The sequence below is a fragment of the Microcoleus sp. S13_C5 genome (genome assembly GCF_036700845.1).
In the GTDB taxonomy this organism is placed as follows: domain Bacteria; phylum Cyanobacteriota; class Cyanobacteriia; order Cyanobacteriales; family Microcoleaceae; genus Microcoleus.
The window spans coordinates 1-22,841 of the sequence record NZ_JAUBPR010000082.1 but is presented as its reverse complement, the minus strand read 5'-3'; the positions used below and the strand labels follow the sequence as shown (position 1 = coordinate 22,841).

General features: G+C 46.0%; 17 protein-coding genes and 1 tRNA gene. 10 read left to right on the top strand and 8 right to left on the bottom strand.

Translation table 11 applies throughout. The annotated features are described in order from the left end of the window. Positions 1-6: 6 nt before the first annotated feature. The 3 genes from QUA04_RS20005 to QUA04_RS19995 are packed head-to-tail and all read left to right on the top strand — an operon-like array spanning position 7 to position 1,917. Positions 7-324, top strand: a complete 318-nt coding sequence (locus QUA04_RS20005; RefSeq protein WP_333259664.1) for a hypothetical protein — start codon at positions 7-9, stop codon at positions 322-324. Then, entirely contained in the window at positions 321-689 is a 369-nt protein-coding gene (locus QUA04_RS20000; protein ID WP_333259662.1) for an aspartyl protease, read from the top strand. Before QUA04_RS20005 ends, QUA04_RS20000 begins: the two co-directional genes overlap by 4 nt. A gap of 7 nt (positions 690-696) precedes the next feature. Continuing rightward, entirely contained in the window at positions 697-1,917 is a 1,221-nt protein-coding gene (locus tag QUA04_RS19995) for an NAD(P)/FAD-dependent oxidoreductase (RefSeq protein ID WP_333259659.1), read from the top strand. Positions 1,918-2,139: 222 nt separating this feature from the next. Here the strand turns inward: QUA04_RS19995 and QUA04_RS19990 are convergent, their stop codons facing one another. The 6 genes from QUA04_RS19990 to QUA04_RS19965 form a co-directional block, all read right to left on the bottom strand. Then, the gene (locus QUA04_RS19990) at positions 2,140-4,560 is read right to left on the bottom strand and encodes a sulfotransferase (protein WP_333259655.1); all 2,421 of its coding nucleotides are present in this window, start codon (positions 4,558-4,560) and stop codon (positions 2,140-2,142) included. 167 nt (positions 4,561-4,727) lie between these two features. Next, positions 4,728-6,800: a Wzt carbohydrate-binding domain-containing protein gene (locus QUA04_RS19985; RefSeq protein ID WP_333259652.1), complete on the bottom strand. Its 2,073-nt coding sequence runs from the start codon at positions 6,798-6,800 to the stop codon at positions 4,728-4,730. Next, the gene (locus QUA04_RS19980) at positions 6,801-7,592 is read right to left on the bottom strand and encodes an ABC transporter permease (RefSeq protein WP_333259649.1); all 792 of its coding nucleotides are present in this window, start codon (positions 7,590-7,592) and stop codon (positions 6,801-6,803) included. Further along, positions 7,589-7,741, bottom strand: coding sequence for a hypothetical protein (locus QUA04_RS19975; RefSeq protein ID WP_333259645.1), 153 nt, complete (start codon positions 7,739-7,741; stop codon positions 7,589-7,591). Before QUA04_RS19975 ends, QUA04_RS19980 begins: the two co-directional genes overlap by 4 nt. A gap of 126 nt (positions 7,742-7,867) precedes the next feature. After that, positions 7,868-9,199: a glycosyltransferase family 2 protein gene (locus QUA04_RS19970; protein ID WP_333259642.1), complete on the bottom strand. Its 1,332-nt coding sequence runs from the start codon at positions 9,197-9,199 to the stop codon at positions 7,868-7,870. Between the two features lie 275 nt (positions 9,200-9,474). Beyond that, complete coding sequence (locus tag QUA04_RS19965; RefSeq protein ID WP_333259639.1) at positions 9,475-10,671, bottom strand: glycosyltransferase; 1,197 nt, start codon at positions 10,669-10,671, stop codon at positions 9,475-9,477. Positions 10,672-12,838: 2,167 nt separating this feature from the next. On the opposite strand from QUA04_RS19965, the gene QUA04_RS19960 reads away from it, so the two are divergent. After that, the gene (locus tag QUA04_RS19960) at positions 12,839-14,473 is read left to right on the top strand and encodes an MBL fold metallo-hydrolase (RefSeq protein WP_333259675.1); all 1,635 of its coding nucleotides are present in this window, start codon (positions 12,839-12,841) and stop codon (positions 14,471-14,473) included. A gap of 334 nt (positions 14,474-14,807) precedes the next feature. On the opposite strand, the gene QUA04_RS19955 is transcribed toward QUA04_RS19960, so the two are convergent. Further along, positions 14,808-15,119, bottom strand: a complete 312-nt coding sequence (locus tag QUA04_RS19955; protein ID WP_006633466.1) for a DUF6679 family protein — start codon at positions 15,117-15,119, stop codon at positions 14,808-14,810. 603 nt (positions 15,120-15,722) lie between these two features. Between QUA04_RS19955 and QUA04_RS19950 the strand changes: the two genes are divergently transcribed. The 6 genes from QUA04_RS19950 (at position 15,723) to QUA04_RS19925 (ending at position 21,229) form a co-directional block, all read left to right on the top strand. After that, entirely contained in the window at positions 15,723-15,878 is a 156-nt protein-coding gene (locus tag QUA04_RS19950) for a hypothetical protein (protein ID WP_158307982.1), read from the top strand. Between the two features lie 12 nt (positions 15,879-15,890). Continuing rightward, on the top strand, positions 15,891-17,966 hold the full coding sequence (locus QUA04_RS19945; protein ID WP_333259636.1) for a CapA family protein: 2,076 nt from the start codon (positions 15,891-15,893) through the stop codon (positions 17,964-17,966). Positions 17,967-18,103: 137 nt separating this feature from the next. Then, positions 18,104-18,973: an aldose epimerase family protein gene (locus QUA04_RS19940; RefSeq protein ID WP_445242345.1), complete on the top strand. Its 870-nt coding sequence runs from the start codon at positions 18,104-18,106 to the stop codon at positions 18,971-18,973. Between the two features lie 67 nt (positions 18,974-19,040). Next, a tRNA-Lys gene (locus QUA04_RS19935) sits at positions 19,041-19,112 on the top strand. Between the two features lie 192 nt (positions 19,113-19,304). After that, a complete protein-coding gene (gene fba / locus QUA04_RS19930) occupies positions 19,305-20,384 on the top strand; it encodes a class II fructose-bisphosphate aldolase (RefSeq protein WP_006633469.1) in 1,080 nt (359 codons plus the stop codon). A 206-nt stretch (positions 20,385-20,590) separates the two neighbouring features. Next, entirely contained in the window at positions 20,591-21,229 is a 639-nt protein-coding gene (locus QUA04_RS19925; RefSeq protein WP_333259632.1) for a type I restriction endonuclease, read from the top strand. Here the strand turns inward: QUA04_RS19925 and QUA04_RS19920 are convergent. After that, positions 21,203-22,600, bottom strand: a complete 1,398-nt coding sequence (locus tag QUA04_RS19920; protein ID WP_333259672.1) for an NB-ARC domain-containing protein — start codon at positions 22,598-22,600, stop codon at positions 21,203-21,205. The genes QUA04_RS19925 and QUA04_RS19920 overlap by 27 nt on opposite strands. Positions 22,601-22,841 lie beyond the last annotated feature (241 nt).

Here is a 22,841-nt window from a genome sequence, read left to right as displayed (position 1 = left end):
AAAACAATGACTAATGTGCAACCAAATCGTACCGTGCGGCGGGGAAGATTGTTCCCCGAAATTCAGTGGTCAGAAGAAAAAAAAGCCCAGTGGCGAGCCGAAAGAGCGGCATTTCGCAAGCGTTGCAAAGTAATTTTCGATCGCCTTAAACCAGACTTAATTGACACTCACTACAACTGGTACATGGCGGTTGAACCCGACAGCGGGGAATATTTTATCGACAAGGATGATATGGCGGCTACCAAAATGTGCCGCCAGAAACACCCAAATGCTATCCCCTACCTTTTCCGCATCAACAATACAGGGGCGTGCGGCTCAATATGATTGCAGGAAGATTTGGTGATGAGGACGAGCTATTTTTTGAAGTTGAATTGATTGCTAATAACGGCTTAGAATTACCTGTCGATGCTCTGCTAGATACAGGTTTTTCGGGCTGGTTAGCAATGGACGAGCAAGATTTCGAGGGACTTGATTGGATTTATATTAGGCGACAAGAAATGCGGACAGCAAAGGGAGAATTTGATTTCGATATTTATGCAGGAAAAGTACGCATAGATGAGCAAGAATTTGACATTCCCGTTCATGTGGGTGACGGAGTACCGGAAATTTTAATCGGCCGCCAGTGGCTGAAAAATCGGCGGTTAGTAGTTGATATGTCTGCAGGTATTTTGACATTGGAAGCGAGTTAAAAGCAAAATGAATTTAAAAAGTTTTGACATAGTAATAGTAGGAGCCGGCCCAGCAGGCGGTCACTGTGCGAGAATGCTAGCCAAATCCGGCCACAAAGTCTTGCTGGCAGAGCAAAACGACAATTTTAATAAAAATGATTTTTCTAGCGCCGCCACGCCTCTAGAAACCCTCTCTAAATTCGATTTACCTGAATCCGTTATCGGCAGTTTTTGGCACAAACTTACTATTGAAACTAGCAAAGTCAGTCAAAGTTGGGAGTCTCCCGAAAGCTTGGGAGTTGTTCTCAACTTTGCTAAATTTAGAGCATTTTTGGCCAGCGAAGCTGAGCGATTTGGCGGTGAAGTTTGGCTTGGTTATCGCTACACCGGACATTCACAAGTCAAGGGCGAAACAACGGTAGAATTTAAACAGTTATCCGACGGTCAAATTATCACAGTTAGCACGAAAGTATTGGTTGATGCTACTGGCTTTGCTAGGGCGATTATGTACGAAAAAGAGAATGATAAGCCTGATTTTTTGTCGGGAACCGGAATTGAATATTTAATTGAAGTAGAACCAGAAGTTTACAATAAATACAGCGGTGATTTAATCTTCTTTTTGGGCGATAAATGGATGCCGAAGGGTTATTCCTGGATATTCCCAATGGAACCAAACAGGCTGAAAGTTGGTGCGGGTCGCATTTTTTTAGACCCGAAAACGGTGAGGCATTTGTCACCGCTGAAAAAATATATTGATTTACTGATTGATGAATATCTGAAGTCTAAAAATTATAAAATTATTGACAAACACGGTTCGACGCTGAAGTACAGCCCTGGTTTGAAGGATATTTATTGCAAGGATAATATAATTGCGATCGGTGATACTGTCTCGACAGTAAATTTTTTGGGCGGCGAAGGGATTAGACACGGGATGGATGGTGCGGAAATAGCGGCGAAATATATTCAAAGCTATTTGGAAGGGAAAATCTCAGATTTTCGGGATTATGAAACCCAAATGCACCGCAAGTTTGATAAGAAATGGAATATTTCGGAAAGATTGGCGGTGAGAAAATATATCGATGATGTTAATGATGAACTGACAGATAAAATGATTTCTTATTTAAAGTATATGAAAACTGAAGATGTGATGGATATTTTATTTTATTATAAGTTTGAGAAGATTTCCCGAGGGTTAGGCGGTTATTTGCAGCGGAAAATTAAGGGATGGATTAAAAAATTTTACTTGTAATATCAATTCCGGTTGCACGGGAATTATTGTTGACTGTGGACTGTTGACTGTTGACTGTTGACTGTTGACTGTTGACTGTTGAAGGAGGGGTCGAAAAACTGAATGATAGTTGAGTATTGACTGTTGATTCGATTTTACAATTCCGATGCTAGCGGAGTTGATATAAGGTGCGTGAGTTGAGAGATTGTTAGTTGAAGGAAAAATCGCGCTTGCTGATGCACCCTACAAACCTAATTTTAAGGTATTTTCGGCTGTAACTTGAAGGCGGGGCAGCGACAGTAAAGCATCGTCAAACCTGCTAAAACTTGATCTATATGATACACCAAAAGTATACCCCGTCGCTCCAATTAAATGCGCTACAATTGGATCGAAGTCCCCGTAAGGGTAGGCAAAATATTTAACAGATTTCTCTAATCCTTGTTCCAAGATAGCACGGGATTTCGCCCCTTCCCGCACAATTTCTGTCGGCGACAATGCAGTCAGAGGTTGATGAGTAGCAGACATAGAACCAAATTCAATCCCTGTATCCCGGAGTTGCAAAATTTCCGGCCATCCCATTAGCTGCACTTCTTCAAATTCGGCTTTTTCCCAACTATTTGTCTTTCCTATTGACTCCGCTACTATAAAAACAGTTGCTGTAAAATTAAAGCGTTTTAGCAGAGGCCAAGCATATTGGAAAAAGTCGAGATAGCCGCCGTCAAAAGTCATCAATACAGCTTTACCGGGTAAAGGAGTTTTAGCCTGTTTGGCCCTTTGCCAATCTTGCCAACTCGCACTGTAATAACCATGCTGTTTGAGATATTGTAAGTGCTGTTCAAAAACCTGCGGAGTAATTGCCTCTAAACCGTCAGGAGAAATGCGGCGGTAGGCGAGAATCGGCAGCCTTTCTGTAACGCTATGATTGTCAAAAACTTGAGGTCTCACGGAGTGAGAAACTTCTCTATACGGCGCTTTTCGCCAAATGATTTCCGGTGCGTAAAATACTTGCTTTGGAGACTCGTTTTCTCCAGCAATTTGCATTGTCGGTTCCCCCGCGATTGCCGCGGCTGACTCGATCTCCTGCAGCGCAGCCGCCGGCAGTGAGGCGCGACGGCTGACACTCGTCCCGATCGCACCCGATCGCCTGCCGAACATCACCGCATTTGGGGGGTAAATGCCTCCAGCACCCGGTGCATTCAACCAGTCGGGCAAATTAGACCTTTGTTGAGCACAAGAGGCTAAGCGCGATCGCAGCGATTGCTTGCCGTTGAGCGGTTTTCCCAGCAAAGCTTCTCGCACGGTGGCGACGCACAACTCAAACCCGCTATTTCGAGTAATTGTCGATCGCAATTTTTGAGCTGAAACAAAATTGTTTTCCACCGCAACAGGGACAATACCGACAGCAACGCCGCCTACTTTCACCAGCACGTCAATTTCAGAAAGCTCAACTTGTATATTAGTAAATTCCTCGCTCACTTCTACAGCCATCAAATCTTTTTCGAGCGTAATTGTTGAGACTTCCTCAGCTACTTCTGGCTTGTAGAAATCCTCCAAATGCCAATGCGGACGCCCCCATAATTCTTGCAAAAATAGGGTCCAGTCATTTTTTTTGTGCAATGGTTGCAGCAAAGTTTCCCACAATCTATTGCCTTTTTCGCAGCGATTGCGTTGAAAGAAGCGATCGAGAATTAGCCAAGCAAACTGGGATGCGATCGCATCTGCCAAAACCGCAGCCGCAACCATGCCATCGCAAATCGGCAATTCAATAATACCGAGTTTAATTCCTTCTAGTTTGATCGTACAGCACAGGCGATCGCATATTTGCAAAGCGTAAATATCCGAAATTGGTTCGCTCACTTCCACCGCAACTTTCCAGGCAATTTCACCCTTGACTGGCTTAATCTTATCTAAAATATATCTAATTTCATGGCTTTTAAAAATTTTATGATATTTGTGAACTTTATTACTTTTAACCTCTCTTTCGATCCCTTGGTGCCAAGGTAAATTTAAACTGAGATGAGCAGCTTTTTCTTGATAAAATTCCAGCATTCTATCATCATATTCGATTCCCATAAAATGACAAAGTTCTTCTAACTTTTTGACTTTATTATCTAGAATTTCCTCATACTTGACTAATATATGATTAGATTTTTTAGCATATTTGTGACTAATTAACATCGCCTCCTTCCAGCGATGGATACAGTGGTTTAAATCCCAACCATGCCCCCACAAATCATGAGAGTTCATAGTAGCCTCATGCAGAGAAGCTATTGTATCCATACTGTTTCGTAAAATATGTATAAATTTAGCATCCGGCAACAAACGCTGTATATCCTCAATAAAATATATGTGTTCCGGCGTTTTTTCCAACCAAATACTTTTGTTTTGTTCTGCCGCCAAACCATCCAATACTCTGACAAACCAACTAACTTTAGCGCCCACAGTCTGACTATCATCAAAACCTTGCAAAAGGTCAGGACGATTAATCTCATCCTTAAAGAAAGCTTCCATCCTAGCAGGAAACTTTCCCGCAAATTTTTTGTACAGTAAATAGTGAAAAAACTTAGATTCAGGAAAAGAAATAACTTCAGGATGAGCGGCTAATAAACTTTGAAGCATGGTTGTGCCGCTTCTCGGAGAGCCTACTAAAAATATCCGTTGCATTTTTATACCTGATAAATGGTTTCTTAATTAGATTTATTTGAAAGCGAACCGCAGAGAGCGTTGAGCGCACAGAGGAAGACAAGAAACAGGTATGATTAATTTATGATTATAAATTATTTGTAAACATCACTCTTTCTTCTTGCTCTTTGCGGGTCAAAATAATTTTCCTAAGTCCAATTAAAATTTTCTTTCAATAAATCCGAAAGTGCCTGATTGTAAGGTTTGAAATAATTAGTCAATTCTTGTTCGATTTCTGGCGGCATTTTGCTGTATTTATCGACCTGATGAATTTCAGATTCTTTAAGGGTACTCCCACTAATATCCAAGAAATTCAACACTTCGGAAAAAACTTTGCCTGTATTTGCTTCAAAATCTTCGCTCTTGAGAATTAGCAACTGTTCCCTAGGAAAATAGTCTAGCCAATTTTTGATTTGTTCTACATAAATTCCGCGCGACAAATAGGAATAATGCTGGTGATTAAAACTGTAATAATCTGCATCGGCTTTGATTCTTTCAACCTCACCTTTCAGTCTGTCAGGTTCAGAAGCGATCGCCTTTTCAAAATCAAACTTTTCGCAGCCGCTCGCCACTTCTAAATGATAGTGCATCCATGCCCGTTCTACCGGGTTTCGCAGCATCACAATCAGCTTAACATCCGGAAAACACTTGTAAACTCGCTCCGCCACCAAAGGATGATAAATATAGTAAGCACTCATCTCCCACAGCAGCACCTTCTCACCCGCTAAACTCCGCGTCAACTGCTTGCTGTACCACTCAACGCCACGCTCAAAATTTAATTCAAAAAAGTGGATGTCTCGGGAACCCTGTTTGATAATTTGCAAGTGATTTGCGAGATAACCATATAGAGATTCCGTGCCGCAGTTTTGAGCGCCAACAATTAAAAAGTCAGGTTTTTGCTTATTTTCCAACTGAGTCGAAATCTTGGCGTAGCTGGGATTATTCTTATCCAAATTGTGAATCGGAGCGGCTGGTTCAGGTAAATCCCGAAGCGGAATTTTGCCCTCAAATTCCCAGCGGAAGGGCGGACAAAGAATCGTTTTTTGGTTGACAGTCGATCGCACGTACAGCGGATAAACCTGCCAATGATAATCGTAGGCGTAAGCCAAAGTTTCCTCGTAAACCCCAGCATTCACGTAATACTGACCGTTTCCTAAATCCAGCCTATCTATTTGCAGCCGGATTTTGCCTTTCCCTTTCACCAGCGGCAGCAGTCTGCCCATTTGATTAGTATTAGTCTCAAAACAACTCTGACCATCTTCCCTGCTGATTGTCACGGCAAAAATAGCAGCAGAAATTTCCTGCGACACCGAATAATGAATTTCAATGCTAATAGCATCACCGCTATCTATTTCCGTATTTGGCGACACTTTGACATGGGTTATTTCTACTTCCCTAGAACCGAAGCGATTCTGATTACCTCCCAGTGGCGAGCCGCTACTTGTAGCTTCAGCAGCACGCAGGGGAGTGCGATTTTCTGTGGACGATCGCATTTCTGACAAATACTGACCGACTACCACTTCTGGTTCGCCATAAGCCACGATTTCACCTGATTTTAGCCACAAAGCCCGATCGCACATTTTCTGAATTTGCGACGCGGTGTGAGAAATCAAAACAATCGCACATCCTTGATTCTTAAACTCAGTTATCTTATTCAAACATTTAGTTTGAAAAGCCACATCACCAACCGACAAATGTTCATCAACTAAAAGCACTTCGGGATCGGTATGCACCGCCACCGAAAAAGCCAGCCGCATTTTCATCCCCGTACTGTAAGTCCGCGTCGGGCTGTCAATAAACTGTTTTAACTCTGCAAATTCCACAATATCGTCAAACCTGCGCGCCACTTCCCGGCGAGTCAAACCGGCCACCACCGCACCCACAAACACGTTTTCTCTGCCCGTTAGATCCGTGTGAAAACTCGCACCCAAATCCAACAAGCCGCCAATTCTGCCGTTAACTTTAATAGATCCTTCCTCAGCCCGGCAAATACCGCCGACAAGTTGCAGCAGCGTTGATTTTCCCGCGCCATTCTTGCCAAGAATTCCCAGCATTTCGCCAGGAGAAACAGTAAAATTTATATTCCGCAACGCCCAAAAACTCGCCTCCGGCTTCAGCTTCCACCAACCGGACAAAGCGGCTTCCATAATCGTATAAGGTTTCGCGGTAGAGTAGCGGTTAAAACGCTTACCCAAACCTTTGACAATAATTGCTTCACGCATTTACACTTCCTCCACAAAATGAGCGCTTTGCCGTCTAAAAATTCCCAGTCCGATGGGTAAAAGAGCCGCCACAGCCAAGCTCAAAATTAACAGAGCAGACCAATCCGGCTGCATACCTTTAAGAAGTATGGCGCGGTAAGCTTCTATCAGGGGCACCATTGGATTTAAGTAATAAAAAATCTTAAATTTTTCCGGGACGCTGCTGATGTCGTAGAAAATCGGAGTCAGGTAAAACAGCATCTGCAAAACTACTCCCAAAGTGTGCTGAGTGTCGCGGAAAGTGACATTCAAAGCGGCAAGGGGATAAGCAAAACTAACTGTCAGGAAAAACTGAATAATCATCAGCAGCGGCAACAACAAGAGCACTCCATTCAGAGGAGCGCCATCAATTGCCAGAAAGATAAGTAACACCGGCAATGCTAAGAAAAAGTGAATGAGCCCCGTCGTCGTCGTGACTACCGGCAAAATTGCCGGGGGGAAATTTGGCTGCCTGATTAGTGGCTTATGATTGGTAATTAATGCCGTTGATTTAAATAATACCGTTTGAGACCAATTCCAGATTAACAAGCCGCTGAAAGCAAAGGAAGAAAATTTTGGAATATTAAGGGGTACGACAGAGCGAAACAAAAAGGAAAATACAGCCAACTGTAACAGCGGACTGATTAAAGTCCAAGCAATCCCCAAGGTTGAGCGCTTGTAAAGTAATTTCATATCGCGATCGACCAACACCCGCAGCAAATCGCACCACTGAGCAATTTGGCGCCGATAAACCAGCGTTCCCGCATTTCTCACCGCACACCTCCGGCAACTATCTGAGGTTCTCGCCCGGATGCCTCCCAGGGCTGAATCTTAACCAAATTCTGGGTCTGCACCAGGGTCAGCTTGTCAGCAATTGGTTCTAAAAAATCCGCTTCAATCACTTTTATTGCCATAATTACCATTGTCAGTTTCTCTTCCTTTTAACTCTAAATTACTCTTTATTTAAAATAAATTAAAGGCTTAATTACACCTCTATTTGGTTTTTTTCCTCTAATCTAATTATGTCAGTTATAGGAAGGATTTTTCAGTTATTTTTTGTCCAATACTGTACATAACTCTAGATGTTGAAGTAGGGTGTTGTCAACTAAGCCAGGCTCAGAAAGAGCGGCACTTTTGGGCATACCATTAACCCCGATCGCCCGAGCCAGGGGTTCGGCAAAGTCAAGCGCCAGAATTGAGCGCAAGTGAGGGCCCCGCAGCGGTTCCGCGCCCGCTTGCGGAAAAATGTGGCCTACTGTCAGTTGACCGTAATACAGGTAAACCCCAGCCGGTCGTTCCGCGTCTAGCAGGCGTTCTGCCTCGAACAAACCTTGCTGCAAATCGATGTCTATTTCATGTCCGCCCAAATCGCCGCTCGCCGAGCCTCCTTGCAAAAAACTAGAAATTGCCGATCGACTTTTCAACTCATCGATGACACCCCTCAAATACCAATAACCGCGCAATTTTTCCCACAACCACCGCCAAGTTCCCCGCATCCGCAAGCTTTCGAGTAAATCAAGAGATTTCCTCAGTCCCAGGGCCAGCGAATCCACAGCAGCCGGCCAGAAAAACGTGACCGCCACCAGAATTTTATCTACCATCGAGTAAGCAGTTTCGTAGCCTGCTACCTGCAGTATCGATCTAAGTTCCGGGTGTCGGTGGCCGATCAAAACATCAGATCGCCCTTCCTGACGGGATCGGCGGAAATAGCGATCGAGATTGTTGGTTTCGTGTTCGTAATGATAGCCCACTGCATCCCCCGCTACAGCAAAAGGTACATCAGCTTTCAGCAAACGCACCCCAAACTCGTAATCTTCCCCGCCGCAGTTCCCAAAGGCCGAATCGAAGCCATCGAGACGAGCAAACAGTTCTGCATCCAGAGAAAGGTTACCACTGAGCAAATCTTTATAAGTAAATCGGTGATCCGGCTGGCTCATCTGATAAAACTTGTCTTCCCACCATGATCGCACTTGCACATCAAACAACCTAGTTGCTCCCTGCAACTTAGGCGGGTAAGGGCCCATGACAGCGCAGCCGGGACGCTCTCGGTGAGCGCGCGCGTGGCTTTCCACCAGAGGTGGCAGGGCTTCGATATCGTCGTCGAGAAACAGCAGCAATTGCCCGGTAGCCGAAGCAGCTCCCGTATTGCGGGCGATTGAAGCGCTCCGGCAATTTACCTCGATCACGTGCAGTTTAAACGGAGCTTTGTATTCTTGTAGCATTGCCAAAGTATCGTCTATGCAGCTATCTGCCACCACAATAACTTCGATCACCTCGAGCGGATAAGTCTGCGAGTGCAAAGCATCAAGGGCGCGCCGCAGCGAAGAACTTCGATTGTGGCTGGGAATAATTACGCTAACAGTTAGATGTTCCCTGTTCATATTAGATTGATAATTGGTAATTGGTAATTGTTATTTGGGAATTAATATTTGGTATTTGGTATCTGGGGATTTATAAGTGGTGATGAAAATTTCCAACACTCTTACTTCTTCGCTGTCCCATCAATATCCATCTGTTAAATCCCTTCAATCCATTACACCATCCGTTGCCGAATTTCCCTGTTCCTCCTGACTAATTATTAATCCAAAAAGCTGAGACCTTAGTTTCATTTCCCAGATTCATCTGTGGAGTAAATCTAAAATCTAAAATCTAAAATCTAAAATTGATTGACTTCCCCTTTAACTTCCTGCAACCGCTTGCGAGAAGCAAAATAAGCCATCGGCCCGCTAATGCAGCCCCGCAGTTGAGCCAAAAGTAAATCACTAGGAATAGAGCCCGGTTGCTTTCGCAAAGAAGCAAATAATTCAGGAATTTGCTTGGAATACAGCCATCCCAAAGCTAATCGCACCACCCCTAATTCGCGATTTTTCACCAAAATCCGCGTCCAGAAAGCATAGACTCCGATTCCGTAGCCTTGGAGCGTTTTTTGCAATTCTTCCCAAGTGCCCCGATGGCGGTGCCAGCTCAAGGCTCTCGGATCGTAGACGATGCGGTAGCCCGCGCGCAAAATGCGGGCAAACAGTTCGCAGTCTTCGCCGCCGACAGTAGGCGTTCCCGCCCCCAAAGCCTCGTCAAACAAGCCGATAGAGTCGATCAAACTTTTCCGCAAAGCCATACTCGCCGAAACCCCCACAGGAGCGACAACCAGCGGGTTGCAGTGCGCTCCGTCAAAAATTTGGCGATCAAAGCCCCGCCCGTGGGGGCTGTAGCGCTCGAACCATTCTTGCGCCTCGGTTTCCAGTTCCAAGGGCATCACCAGCCCCGTGACGCACATCACTCGCGGATCACTAAAATTCCACAAGAGCGATCGCAGCCAGTTCGGATCTGGGGCAGCATCGTCATCTGTAAAGGCTACGAATTCATGTTTAGCTTCGCATAAAGCTCGGTTACGGGCAGCGCTGGAACCTGGTAAGTCTTCGCGCACATAGCGGACTTTTGGGTAATTTTTGACCAGTTCCTTGGTAGCGTCCGTGGCCGGACAATTGTCAATTACTAAGTATTCCTGACCGTCGTCTGGGAGCTGCATAAACGCTTCAAGAGTGCGCCGCAAATCTTCCGGGCGATCGCGCGTGCAAACCGCTACTGTGGCGATCGGCAATGCCTCCACCGACCCCCGCTCATCCCATTCTAGAGTGTCGTAGAGCCAGTTTTTCCACAAGTTGTCACCAGCAGCATTCATCAGTCTTTCCCGTAATTCGTCACCGCCAATGTGGCCTCCGACTACGGTCAAAAGAGCTTGACCGATCGGTTTGCTGTGCAGTCGAATTAAAATCAAGGCTTTGCTGTAACGCTCCTCAACCGTAATTTCTGGCGGGAGTTTGGAGATTTCCAGGTCGAGAATAGCTGTTGCCATTTTATATTTTAGATTGCGAATAAATCATATAAACTCCGTATATTACCGGATGTATTTTAGCGAAAATTGTTTTATGGGATAGCAACTTCTCAATCCCATACTTGCCTAGCCTCGATCGCGAATCCAACATAAAGCCTGATTTTTATTATTGCTTTTATTTATTTTTACTTTCTATTACCCGCTGATGTCAAGTTTTTTTTCAACAGAATATTTGTCGTCGAACACCTTAGCTCGTTGAGGCTGGTGTCAATGGCAGGTGTTATGGACTCTCGGCACTCTCCCAAGCATCGCCCTTAATGCCACCTGTAAAAACCACATTTTTTGACAAAACCTGGTTTGTGCGATCGATCCTCATTTCCGCTTGAATTGCGATCGGGTACTCTTCTCTACAACATACCAAACAATTATACACTCTCCCAATTCAAACTTTCGCAAGTAGTAATTCTCTAACAATCCCAAGTTAGTTGTGAGAATATAATAGAGGCCACCCATGAAATACTATTTTTTGACCCTCAAGTCAAATACTAGGTATAATAGCGCAAAAAAATATCTTGGAGGGGCTGGTTTAGCTAAAAATTGATTTTATACAAGCCACTTTTTGAACTCCCAATTTCTCACAATAGGTTTATTGATAGCACTTAGTTCGCCACTCTCAATGAGTTGATCTAGTCCAATCAATAACCACGTAAATTGATCCCATTTTTTTATTAAAATGTTTTACAACCCTATAATAACCTGAATATTCAGGATTTTCTAAAAGTTTAGTACAGTTAATTGCTCAACAAACTAAACTCTATAAACTGGTATTTATAGGTTAAAATTGGCATAGCGACGAGAGCCAGTCACTGATCTATAATCTGCTGTGCAAAGCGCGGCATTCATTTGCTGAATGCAGTCAACAAACACGGATCTCGCAGAAATCAAACGATACATATTAGAGAGCTACGAAGTGTTATTGGACTCCAAACACAGCTATTACACTCTTTTTAAATAGGCACGGATTAGCTAAAAAAAACTCAAAAACCCAACCCCAAAGAAGACCCAGCAATGATAAAAAAAACACGAGATAACAGACTGGTTGGAGACTCATCGAGCTGAGATTACTTCTGGCAAGTTAGTGGTATTTTTACAGGATGAAGGATGAATATCATCCATTGTCGGGGGATTGAGGTGGCTATGTTGGGGGTAAAACAAAAGAACTCATCTTTCTGTCCCCTAGTCAATCAGCGGAGTAAACGAACCTATTATGGGGCAGTCAGTCGATTTTAGATTTGAGTTTTGAGGCTTCGGCGATACGTTGGGTGAGCCATCGAGCCGCGCTCAGACCTTCGGCGAGTACGAGCGTCGAGTCGCGCTGAGTCGGGCGATTTGAGATTTACTCCACAGATGAATCTGGGAGCTTGAACAAGAGTCTAAAACTTTGGGCTGCGGGCTATTCCTGTCGGAAACTTGTATCCGTTTGTGGGCGGGGTCAAAAAGCCATTTAAACTCTCTCCTGGATAGCCAGAAGGTTTGCTTAGAAGAATGTATCAAACTTTTACAAAGAAACCGATCAAACTCATAAAGTCTCTCTCTGCCATGACAAAAGCAGTTAGCTAGCACAATGCTGGTTCTCGGTTTTTCAGATTGGACTATACACTGCCCTCAAAACCCTAAAAATGAAGAATTGTAAAGTTTTATCAAGATCTTTGGACATCTGAATTAAAATCTTCTCATAAAAAAGACTAGCTTTTAGCAGGCGCAAATTGTGGAAAAAGGTTTAAAACTCAGAATATGAGATCGAGTTGGCTACTCTTACATGGTGCAATAAAATGTAACTTTTGATGCCAGAACCAGTAGCCTGAACTTTGTCGAAGGCCGAATGCCCGTCCGGCAAATGCCTTCGGAAAATCGCTTTCTTGGCGCTGCATCAAATCTTAAGTGCAATTACTTTCCTTGCACGAGAGCCGTCGCCTTCGAGCACACATTAAGCTCCAGGGCTTACGCACCAGAACTTTGATAAACCGGGTTTTTTTACCGGGAGCGAGGGCAGCAACAAAGTGTTTTCGTTCATCAAACCCGGTTTCAGCGTCCGAGACTGAACTCGATCGAATGAATGCAGTCGCAACCAATGTTTAAAAGTGGCGATACTGCAAGTTGCGTGCAAAGCAGGGAGCTAACCGCAGTGATGGATCTCGATTGTTTACCTTACGGCGCAGGCCACGCACAGGAAGGGGTCTGTCTGCTAGTGCGAATGGGGCCGCACCGCATTTTACTCGACTGCGGTGTAGAGGATATTGCACCGCTATCAGCGACACTAAATCGATCGCTGCCAGCCGATTTTGTGGTGTGTACCCACGCCCACTCTGACCACGCCAGAGGTTTGCTAGCACTCCATCAATCTTTCCCCCACTTGCCAATTTACGCCAGCGAAGTGACAGCGCGACTGCTACCGCTCAACTGGCCAGAACTGGCTCAGCAGCCAGAGTCCCGGTTCTGTCAGGGACTGCCATGGCAGTCGCCGCTCGAAGTGCGCCCAGGACTAAGCGTGCAGTTGTTCCCGTCGGGTCATTTGCCCGGAGCGGCGACTGTACTGCTGACTTATGCCGCCCCGCACCGCACCTACACAGTGGTTTACACTGGCGACTTTTTCCTGTCCAATTCTCGTTTGGTGGAAGGTTTGCCCCTGGGAGAACTCAGGGGCATGAAGCCGGATGTGTTAATTTTGGAAGGCAGTTACGGCACGGCGCGCCACCCTCACCGCCGACAACTGGAAAATCAGTTAGCCGATCGCATCCACCGCGCCATCGCCGACGGGTACTCGGTACTGCTGCCCGCGCCGGCCCTTGGTTTGGGTCAAGAAATGCTGATGCTGCTCCGCAGTCACCACTACTTTACTGGCCGCGACTTGGATATTTGGGTGGACGGCACTGTCGCCGACGGGTGCGACGCTTATCTGGAACTGTTACCCCAATTTCCCACCGCCGTCCAAAATTTTGCTCTGCACCAACCTTTGTTTTGGGACGAAAGGGTGAAACCCCGCGTCCGCCGGCTGTCTGCCGAACAACGCCCCGGATTGGGAGCCACGCCCTGTATTGTGATTACTGACCAAATAGCTGATTTGGCTTTGTATGTTGCCGATGGCACACATCCTTGGATTTTGCTCGCCCCTCAAAAACCAGGATATCCCGTCAGCGACTGGCTGGGCAACAGGCCCGAATCTGGAGTCACAAGTGTCGAAACTTATCTGCTAGCCGAACACTGCGACGGGCCCGGGACTACCCAACTCATCCACAATTTGCGTCCCCAGCACGTCATTTTACTCCACGGTTCCCCTGCATATTTGGCTGATTTGGCTAACTTGGACGAGCTGCGAAACCGCTATCAGTTGCACACTCCGGCGGCCGGAACACTGGTCGAATTGCCGATCGGGGAAATGTTTTTGCAGCCCGCTATCCCAGAAACTAACTATGAGGGAGAACTCAGCGAATTGGGGACAGAGGTAGCAATTAGCTTGCCGAGTCCGATTACAGCCGATCCTCGGTGGGCCAATTTTGCCGATACCGGTTTGGTAGAAGCGCGCTGGCAAGGTGAAGAACTGGTACTGCGCGGCATCTCCCAGCGGGAACTCCTTTTTCAAGGCAGCGCCGTTCAGGCTAACCTCGAATGCTGTGGCAATTGCCAGCACTACCGCAGCCAGCGCTGTTGGAACCAGTCCAGTGCTTTGTTTGGCTTTAAAGTTACCCCCGACGGTTACTGTCCCGTGTTTAAAGCGATACCGGAGTCGGAACTTTTCCTAGATGGCGAAACAGACGGCGAATAAGCTGTCGGGCACATCGAAACCAGCCCGTAGGCAAAGAAAACAAAAGAACACTCCTGGACGCACCCAGACAAAAAACCCTGTTTCAGCAGGGGTAAGCTGTCGCGTATTGAACTTTTAAACTACTGTGTACTTACGCTGTTGTGGGGAGTAGGGGTTGGGCAGGAGATCCCGCCATCAAGCTTAAATTTAAAGGCAAAATAGCTGATGTGGTCACAACCCAGAATATATTTGGCCTAAACCGGGTTTTTTGCATAATAATTTCTCCACAAAAAAGGGAGAAAAGTCGTTTTCTTTTCCCCCAAGTTTTCCTTGTGCCTCAAGCGCGAGCTCAAAACTATTCCAAATTCGAGTCCGGGTAGTGATTGCGAATTTGTTCGGCTTCGGGACAATCGTCAGAAACTAGGGGTTCGCAGTTAGTTCGGGATACCGAAGCCAACTTCTGGGACACAGCTCCAATACTTTCAAGACGCACCATTTCTTCCCACGAGCTGATTTCGTCTTCTTCGTCGGTTTCGTAGCGCAGCGTGACTAGATCCCCTTCAATATCTAGGATACGAGCGCGCTCTATCCAACGTTGCTGATCTCGAAGAAAAATAGAAACCTCACGACCATCACAACAGAGTTGATAGATTTTGCGCTGTAGCATTTGTCAGTTCTCCTGCGCAGTGTAACTTGCTTAAAATATGGTCTGTTTACCGTAACGTACTTTGGGTTTTACATCGGAAGGCACAGCCGTATGGACTGGCCAGTTTCACGTTTTCCGCAACTTTTGTACCGATGGGAGTTACCAAATTTGATTTTACCACCAAATCTATCTAGTACGCCATTTATCCAATTACAGGTTGTGCAGCCAGTGGCATCCCTCGTGAGAGGCATTTGCCAGCATCGATCGAAGCATTAGGACTTGACTCCGGCACGCGATTAACAGCGACAATAACAACAGACTCTGCCTCAAAAATCTCGCTCTCTTTTGCCTCAAGTCCCCCAAAAACGTCGGGTTACGCCGTTTGTTCGAGCGCCCACTAACGCCTCTTGGCTCAATCTCAAATCTCAAATGTCAAAGCGAAAGCTCTAAAGCGACACTCAAACAGCGACAATAAAAACAGACTCTGCCTCAAAAATCTCGCTCTCTTCTGCCTCAAGTCCCCCAGAAACCTCTGGTTTCGACTTTTGTTGGATCGCCCAAAGTACCGCCTCTTTCCTCAATCTAAAATCTAAAATCTAAAATCTAAAATCGATTGACCGGAGTGTGATAAAAATCACTGACAGCAGGCAGCCCCTAAATGTAGAAAATGGTGGCGGCCAACAACTAGCTTCAAAACGGGCAGCGGAACCTGTGGCGGTTAAGCTAAAAGAATTGCGGTTCCGTTCAAAACAAATTGGAGTCATTGCTCGTGCGTATTAAGGAGGCTAATTGATGGTGTACGCAGAAAATTGGTCGCAGCCGTCTATCTTGGAGCTAGCGCGATCGGGCAACTTTCAAGCCCTGAATTACTGGATTGACAGCTTGCTGCGCCCTGAAGGGATTTATGCCCGCGTCGAACAGGCTCAGGCCGGCTGCGTCCAAATCCTCGTAGAATTCCAGCGCGAATTTGCGACAGATACTACATTACTTGGGAGCACTCTCCGGGAAGGCTTAGTCAAATTTATTTGCCACCAACTCTGGAGACTCAACTCGCCAGCAGTAGAAGGAGTGCGAATTCACGCGCGCTTGGCTGGGGATGCAGACATTCTCTGGAAACAGTCAGTGCGAATTGTGACTCCGGCAAACCGCCAGCGGCGGCGTTACCGTTCCCTACCGGCCGTCGATTGGGTTAAATTTAAAACGTATCGTTCTCTGCTGCTAGTGGGCTCGGCACTTGCCTCATTTATTTTAGGGTGTTGGGTCAGCTACCACGAGGCTGTGACCCTGCAGTTAGGATCTCCAGTATCCGGCTACCAGCAAGCTGCTGTAATGTCGGGGCCGCCTCCAAAACGTGCGGATACTGTGCAAGCGGCCTTAGAAGTGGTACCAGTGGTACAGCAAAAGCAAGTTGCTAATCCTTACGACCCAACAGTAACGCTGATGTTCGGAGGAAATGTGAATCTATCGGATGCACTCGGAGCATCTGCTGCCAACGATCACCAATGGGCTTTCGCCAATATGGACGAGTACCGGCAAGCAGATGTGGCGATGGTTAACCTAGAAAACTCCCTGACTCGCTCTACATTGGGGTCGGGCAAAAAACAATTAAATTTTAAAGCCGCTCCAGAATCGGTGAAAGTATTAACAGCCGGAGGAGTGGATATTGTCAATCTGGCAAATAGCCGCGCTATGGATTACGGGGAACCAGGCCTGGTGGAGACGATGAATACTCTAGATAGTAGTGGGATTCAACACCTGGGAGCCGGCAGAGATATTAAACAAGCGAGGCGTCCAGATATTATTGAAGTTAAGGGTCAGCGGATTGCCTACCTCAGTTATTACGATGCCGAGCTTAACGTCGCTGACCAGGGGAAAGCCGGCACTAACCCCCGCCGTAACAATCGCGTGGCCGAGGATATTCGAGCTATTAGGGGTCAGGTAGACTGGATTATTGTTAATTACCACTGGGGAGTAGAATTGGCAGATTATCCGGGGGACTGGCAGATTGATTTGGCTCGGTTCACGATCGACCAAGGAGCTGACTTGGTAGTGGGACACCATCCCCAGGTACTGCAAGGTGCAGAAATTTACAAGGGCCGCCCGATAGTTTACTCGCTGGGTAATTTTATATTCGGCGGGAATGCTCGCAGGGATTACGATACCGCAGTCCTGAAAGTATCGCTCAAAGACAGGAATATGAAGGTAGAGTTTCTGCCTGTGGAGGTGAAAAAGTTTCAGCCTAAGGTGGTGAAAGGAGCCTCAGCCGATCGCATCCTCAAACGCGTCGAGCAAATTTCTAGTATTTTCGATCGACCGATGGGAGCTTCTGTAGTTCTCGATGCCCTAGTCCAGCCAGGAGCCACACCAAAAACTGCAAATTCTCCATTGCCAGGAGCAGCAAAGAGCGGTACATACCAGCCCGGGCGAGGTTCCGGGGGAACCTCCGGTGAAAGCAATCAGCCAGGCCCCGGACAACCCAAACCTACTTTGATTTTGCCGGCTTTGCCGGCTGCGCCCCAACAGCCGGACAACTCCTCATTTTTCCCGAACGGGACAGGGCCTGCAATTGAGTCAAACCCACCTCCGAATCAAAATTTGCCGCCGCGCATCTACCCCACTCAACCTCAAAATCCCAGCCGGGAACCAGAGCCGTTTACAAAAGAGCCATTCATCAAAGAACCGTTTATTTCGCCCCCATCTCCCAGTCAAGGAGCAGTGCCAAGTCCCCAAAGCTATCTTCCCCCCAGGGCTGTATCTTTTGAAGTCGCACTCAAACAGCAGCCGGCCTCCGCGATCGTTCCAGGTAGCAGCAGCAAGCGCTCCAAGCACCGGATCGCCCTGCCTCCTATAGCTGGGAGCATTGGTTAGCCGACGGGGGTCGGAACAACGAGGAGGCAGGGGGAGGATAGGGGCGGTAATGGGTGAACATCAACATACCAGCGACCAATTATTAACGACCGATTTACTGACAACCAATGATCAATGACCTACTACCGATGAGAAATGTGTTTGCGATCGCGCTCAAGCAAAAGCAGTACAAAACCTATATCCTCTCCGACGAAACCGCTAACTCTACTCTAGAAGTTGTGCCGGAACGGGGCGGTATTGCCACTAGCTGGCTGGTTGAAGGCAAAGAAATCTTCTATTTGGACGCGGAACGGTTCGCCAATCCCGATCTAACTGTACGTGGCGGGATTCCCATCCTGTTTCCCATCTGCAGCAATCTCCCCGAGAATACTTACACCCACAAGGGAGTGGAGCGTAAGCTCAAACAGCACGGCTTTGCTCGAGACTTGCCTTGGACAATAGGGGAACAAGTTACGGAGGGTTGCGCCGCTCTGACGCTAATTCTCAATAGCTGCGACAAGACCCTGGCTGTTTATCCCTTTGATTTCCAACTAGCCTTCACTTATCAGATTAAAGGCAATTCTTTGGAAATTTTTCAGCGATATACCAATCTGTCTGACGAACCCATGCCGTTTTCTAGTGGTTTGCATCCCTACTTTTTGGCGACGGACAAATCTAAGCTCCGCTTTGAGATTCCGGGGATGCAGTATAGAGATCAGAACACCCATGAAAAGGGTTACTTCACTGGGGTTTTTGATCCGACGCTGGATGAAATTGATGTTTCCTTTGACGAACTCACTGGTCTTGCTGCTACTGTTACTGACGCGGCGAGCGGCTTGCGGCTCACCCTGAGTTACAACTCCAGCTATGGGAAGTTGGTTTTCTGGATGGTGAAGGGCAAGGATTTTTACTGTTTGGAACCTTGGACTGCTCCTCGAAATGCCCTCAACACTGGCGAACACTTGATTTATTTGCAGCCGGGAGCGACTTGCGAGATGCTAGTTCGCATGACTGCAAATTTTATTTAAAAAACACTTGCTATTTCAAATGAGGGGTGCTACTATTAGAAATTGTGTGCGGTAACAATGTTTTCGCGGGTCGCTAGCTCAGCGGTAGAGCATTCGGCTTTTAACCGATTGGTCTCGGGTTCAAATCCCGGGCGACCCATAAAAATTTGTGAGTTAAGAATTTTGAGTTTTGAGCTGAATGCTCGGAACTCAAAATTTTGTTTTTTGAACTTTTTAGTAAATCTGGAAAGATAGTGCGCGATCGGTGGCAAATTGTCTTAATATTATCGTAAGAATTGAGCTTGTCCAAAATTCACTGCCCAAAAATCACAAATAATTAGGAGGAATATCTATGGCGCTTGTACCTATGCGATTGCTGCTCGACCACGCGGCTGAAAATGGTTACGGCCTACCGGCTTACAACGTCAACAACATGGAGCAAATCCAAGCGATCATGCGCGCTGCTGACGAAACCAACAGCCCTGTGATTCTGCAAGCTTCTCGCGGCGCTCGCTCCTACGCTGGCGAAAATTTCCTGCGCCACTTGATTTTGGCAGCAGTTGAAACCTATCCTCACATTCCCATTTCCATGCACCAAGACCACGGCAATGCCCCCGGCACTTGCTATTCTGCCATGCGCCAAGGTTTCACCAGCGTCATGATGGACGGTTCTCTGGAAGCGGATGCTAAGACTCCCGCTAGCTACGAGTACAATGTTCAAGTTACTCGCGATGTGGTGAATGTTGCTCATTCGATCGGCGTTAGCGTTGAAGGCGAACTGGGTTGCTTGGGTTCTCTGGAAACAGGGATGGGCGAAGCAGAAGACGGCCACGGCTTTGAAGGTGCGCTTTCTCACGATCAGTTGCTGACAGATCCTGAACAAGCTGTGGATTTCGTTGAGCAAACCGGCGTTGATGCTCTAGCAGTTGCGATCGGCACTTCTCACGGCGCTTACAAGTTCACTCGCAAGCCGACTGGCGAAATTTTGGCAATCAGCCGCATTGAAGAAATTCACCGCCGCTTGCCGAATACTCACTTGGTAATGCACGGTTCTTCTTCTGTGCCCCAAGAATTGCTGGAAATCATCAACAGCAACGGCGGCAAAATCCGCGAAACCTACGGCGTACCTGTGGAAGAAATCCAAAAGGGTATCAAGTGCGGCGTTCGCAAGATCAATATCGATACTGACAACCGTTTGGCGATTACCGCTGCGGTGCGCGAAGCTTTGTTTGCCAAGCCCGATGAGTTTGACCCCCGCCACTTCTTGAAGCCGTCGATCAAGTATATGCAGAAGGTTTGTAGCGATCGTTACAACTCTTTCGGTTGCGCGGGTCACGGTACAAAGATTAAGCAAGTGTCTTTGGACGATTTTGCAGCTAAGTATGCTAAGGGCGAATTGAGCTCTTCTGCTAAGAAGACTGTGGCTGTTTAAGAATTTTAGGTTTTAGATTTTAGATTTGTCTGAAGTCTAAAGTTAGGATTGCCGGGTAGCTTTGAAGTTGCCCGGTTTTTGTTTTTGGACACAAACCCATAGAAGTGATATTGAAAACTGCGATCGCTATAGCAGTAGCCCTACTTTTGCTTACAATGAAGCTAATGTTTGTGGGAAATTCAACCGTTTGAATCAAAGGTGAACGAATGGCAAAGGTTATTGCAGTTACAGAAGCTATTAAAAGCCAAGAGGAGGCTGAATCAAGGTTGAATTTGAGCCGAACTGAGGATGAGGCTTTTTTTACAGAGTGGCAAGCCCAATTGCCAAGTCTCAGCGATTCTGAACAGACTGCTTTGGATACGCTACGACGTAGATTGCTATATCATAGAGCCGATGGAGAATTGTTAGAAGGGGCAGTGACTTTGCTGGTGGCATCACCTTTGTTAGAACTGGCGGGATTCTACGATCCACCTTTCAGGATGAAGGCTGAAGCTGCGATTGAAATTGCGATCGATCATGGGGAAGAAACCCTGCGCGGACGAATTGATATCTTGATTTTGCAGAATCAGCTTTGGGTAATAGTTTTGGAGTGTAAGAAGACTACGATTTCGACGCGATCGGCATTACCCCAAGCATTAGCGTACATAATGGCAAATCCTGATTTGGATAAACCGAGATTTGGTATGTTGACGAATGGCGATGATGTGTTGTTTGTGAAACTCAGGGCTCAACCTACACCCGAATACGGGTTATCGCGGGCATTTTCCATTTATACTGTGCAAAGTGAATTGCGATCGGCTTTTCAAGTCTTGAAGCATTTAGGGCAAGGCATCACTGCCGTCTAAGTTACGGTGAAGGTATTGCCTCAGTAGAGGTGAAATCGTGTAAAAATTTGCTTGTTGTTCAATCAAGCAGCGACGCGATAGAGATTGCAGGGCATTTAGCAAATCTGAAGCCGGAATTATGTCATTTTCTAGCAATTTTGCCCGGTTGATTGGCTGGCTTTCTTTCGCTAATAAGGAGATTACTTGTTTTTCTAGTTCCGATAGGCGATCGAACTGCTGCTGTAAAACATCTTTCAAATCTTCTGGCAACAATATGGTATCATTTGGTAATAACTCTGTCAGGCCTCCACCCAAGTCTTGAATCAGATTCGCCACGCTTTTTAACCATAGGGGGTTGCCTTGGTAATGATGAATGAGTGCTTCACTGTTGTCGCTTTCTTCTAACCCATAATCTCTGAGAATTTCCCGTGCGGTGGCGATGTCTAAACCTTTGAGTTGTAAGGTACGAATAGAAGTATTTTGGCTTTTAATTTGAGTCACTTCTCTCGGTTGTTCCCAACCGATTAACATCAAGCAGCTTTGATGGGATAATTTTTCTATTTGTTTGAATAAGGTGCGATATTCTTCGGATTCTGGTTTATATTTTCCTGCCAATTCGCCACTACAGAAAAGGTTGTGAACATCATCTAAGACGATTAAACAGCGATGGTTTTGTAAATACTTAATCAGCGGTAAGCGTTTTTGGTCTGTTGGGGGTAAATCTTCTTTTTCGGAATGGAAAAAAAGCTGTATTAGGTTAGATTGACATTTTTCTAGGGTGGGGAATTCGTCTAGTGTGTACCAAACTGCGTACTCAAACTCGTGTTTGATTTGTTGTACGAGTTGTACTGCTAGGGATGTTTTGCCGATGCCGCTGATGCCGGTGAGGGTTATGAGGCGACAGCGTTGTTGTAGAATCCAGGTGGTGAGGGTTTGGAGTTCGGGAGTGCGATCGAAGAAATCGCCCAACTCCGGCATTTCGCTTAAATCTTGATGTAGAGTTTTGGTTTGTTGTGGGTTAGATTTTTCGTCATTATGTGAGTTTGATATATCTGGCGGGTGTCTAGGTTCTCCACACAGGTTAAAGATACCAATTCCTACAACAACATCTTTTGCAAAGTTTGAAACATTAGAGACTTGAAACCTGTGAATTGCCGCTCGAAAATTTTTTTTATTGACATCTTCTCCCAACTCTTCTGAAAGTATCTGCCATAATTGCGAAGCCGCATTCCTAACACGACTTTCAGAACAGTCAAAGTCTTTGGCTACGTGCTTGTATGTATCGTGTTGTAGAGTTGCTTTTAGTACCGCTTCTTGTAAATCGTCAAGGTGTTGACCCGTTTTCTCGAAGACTATGCGATCGGCGAGGTGTAACATTTCTTTCAGATTCATCGGGTCAAGAGGATGGGATTTTTTAGGTATCATATCACATTTTTAGATATTTTAGTATATTTTTAGATATTTTAGTACACAAGTAGATTTAAGTAGTCAAACAAAATTAATTACACAAACAACTAATATGATATAATAAAAAATATCAAGTTGTGTTCAAAGAGGTTTTATATGTTTTTACTTCGAGATATCAATCCACTTTCCTTGAAATTGCTAAACCGAATTTATCGCGAAAGCAGAC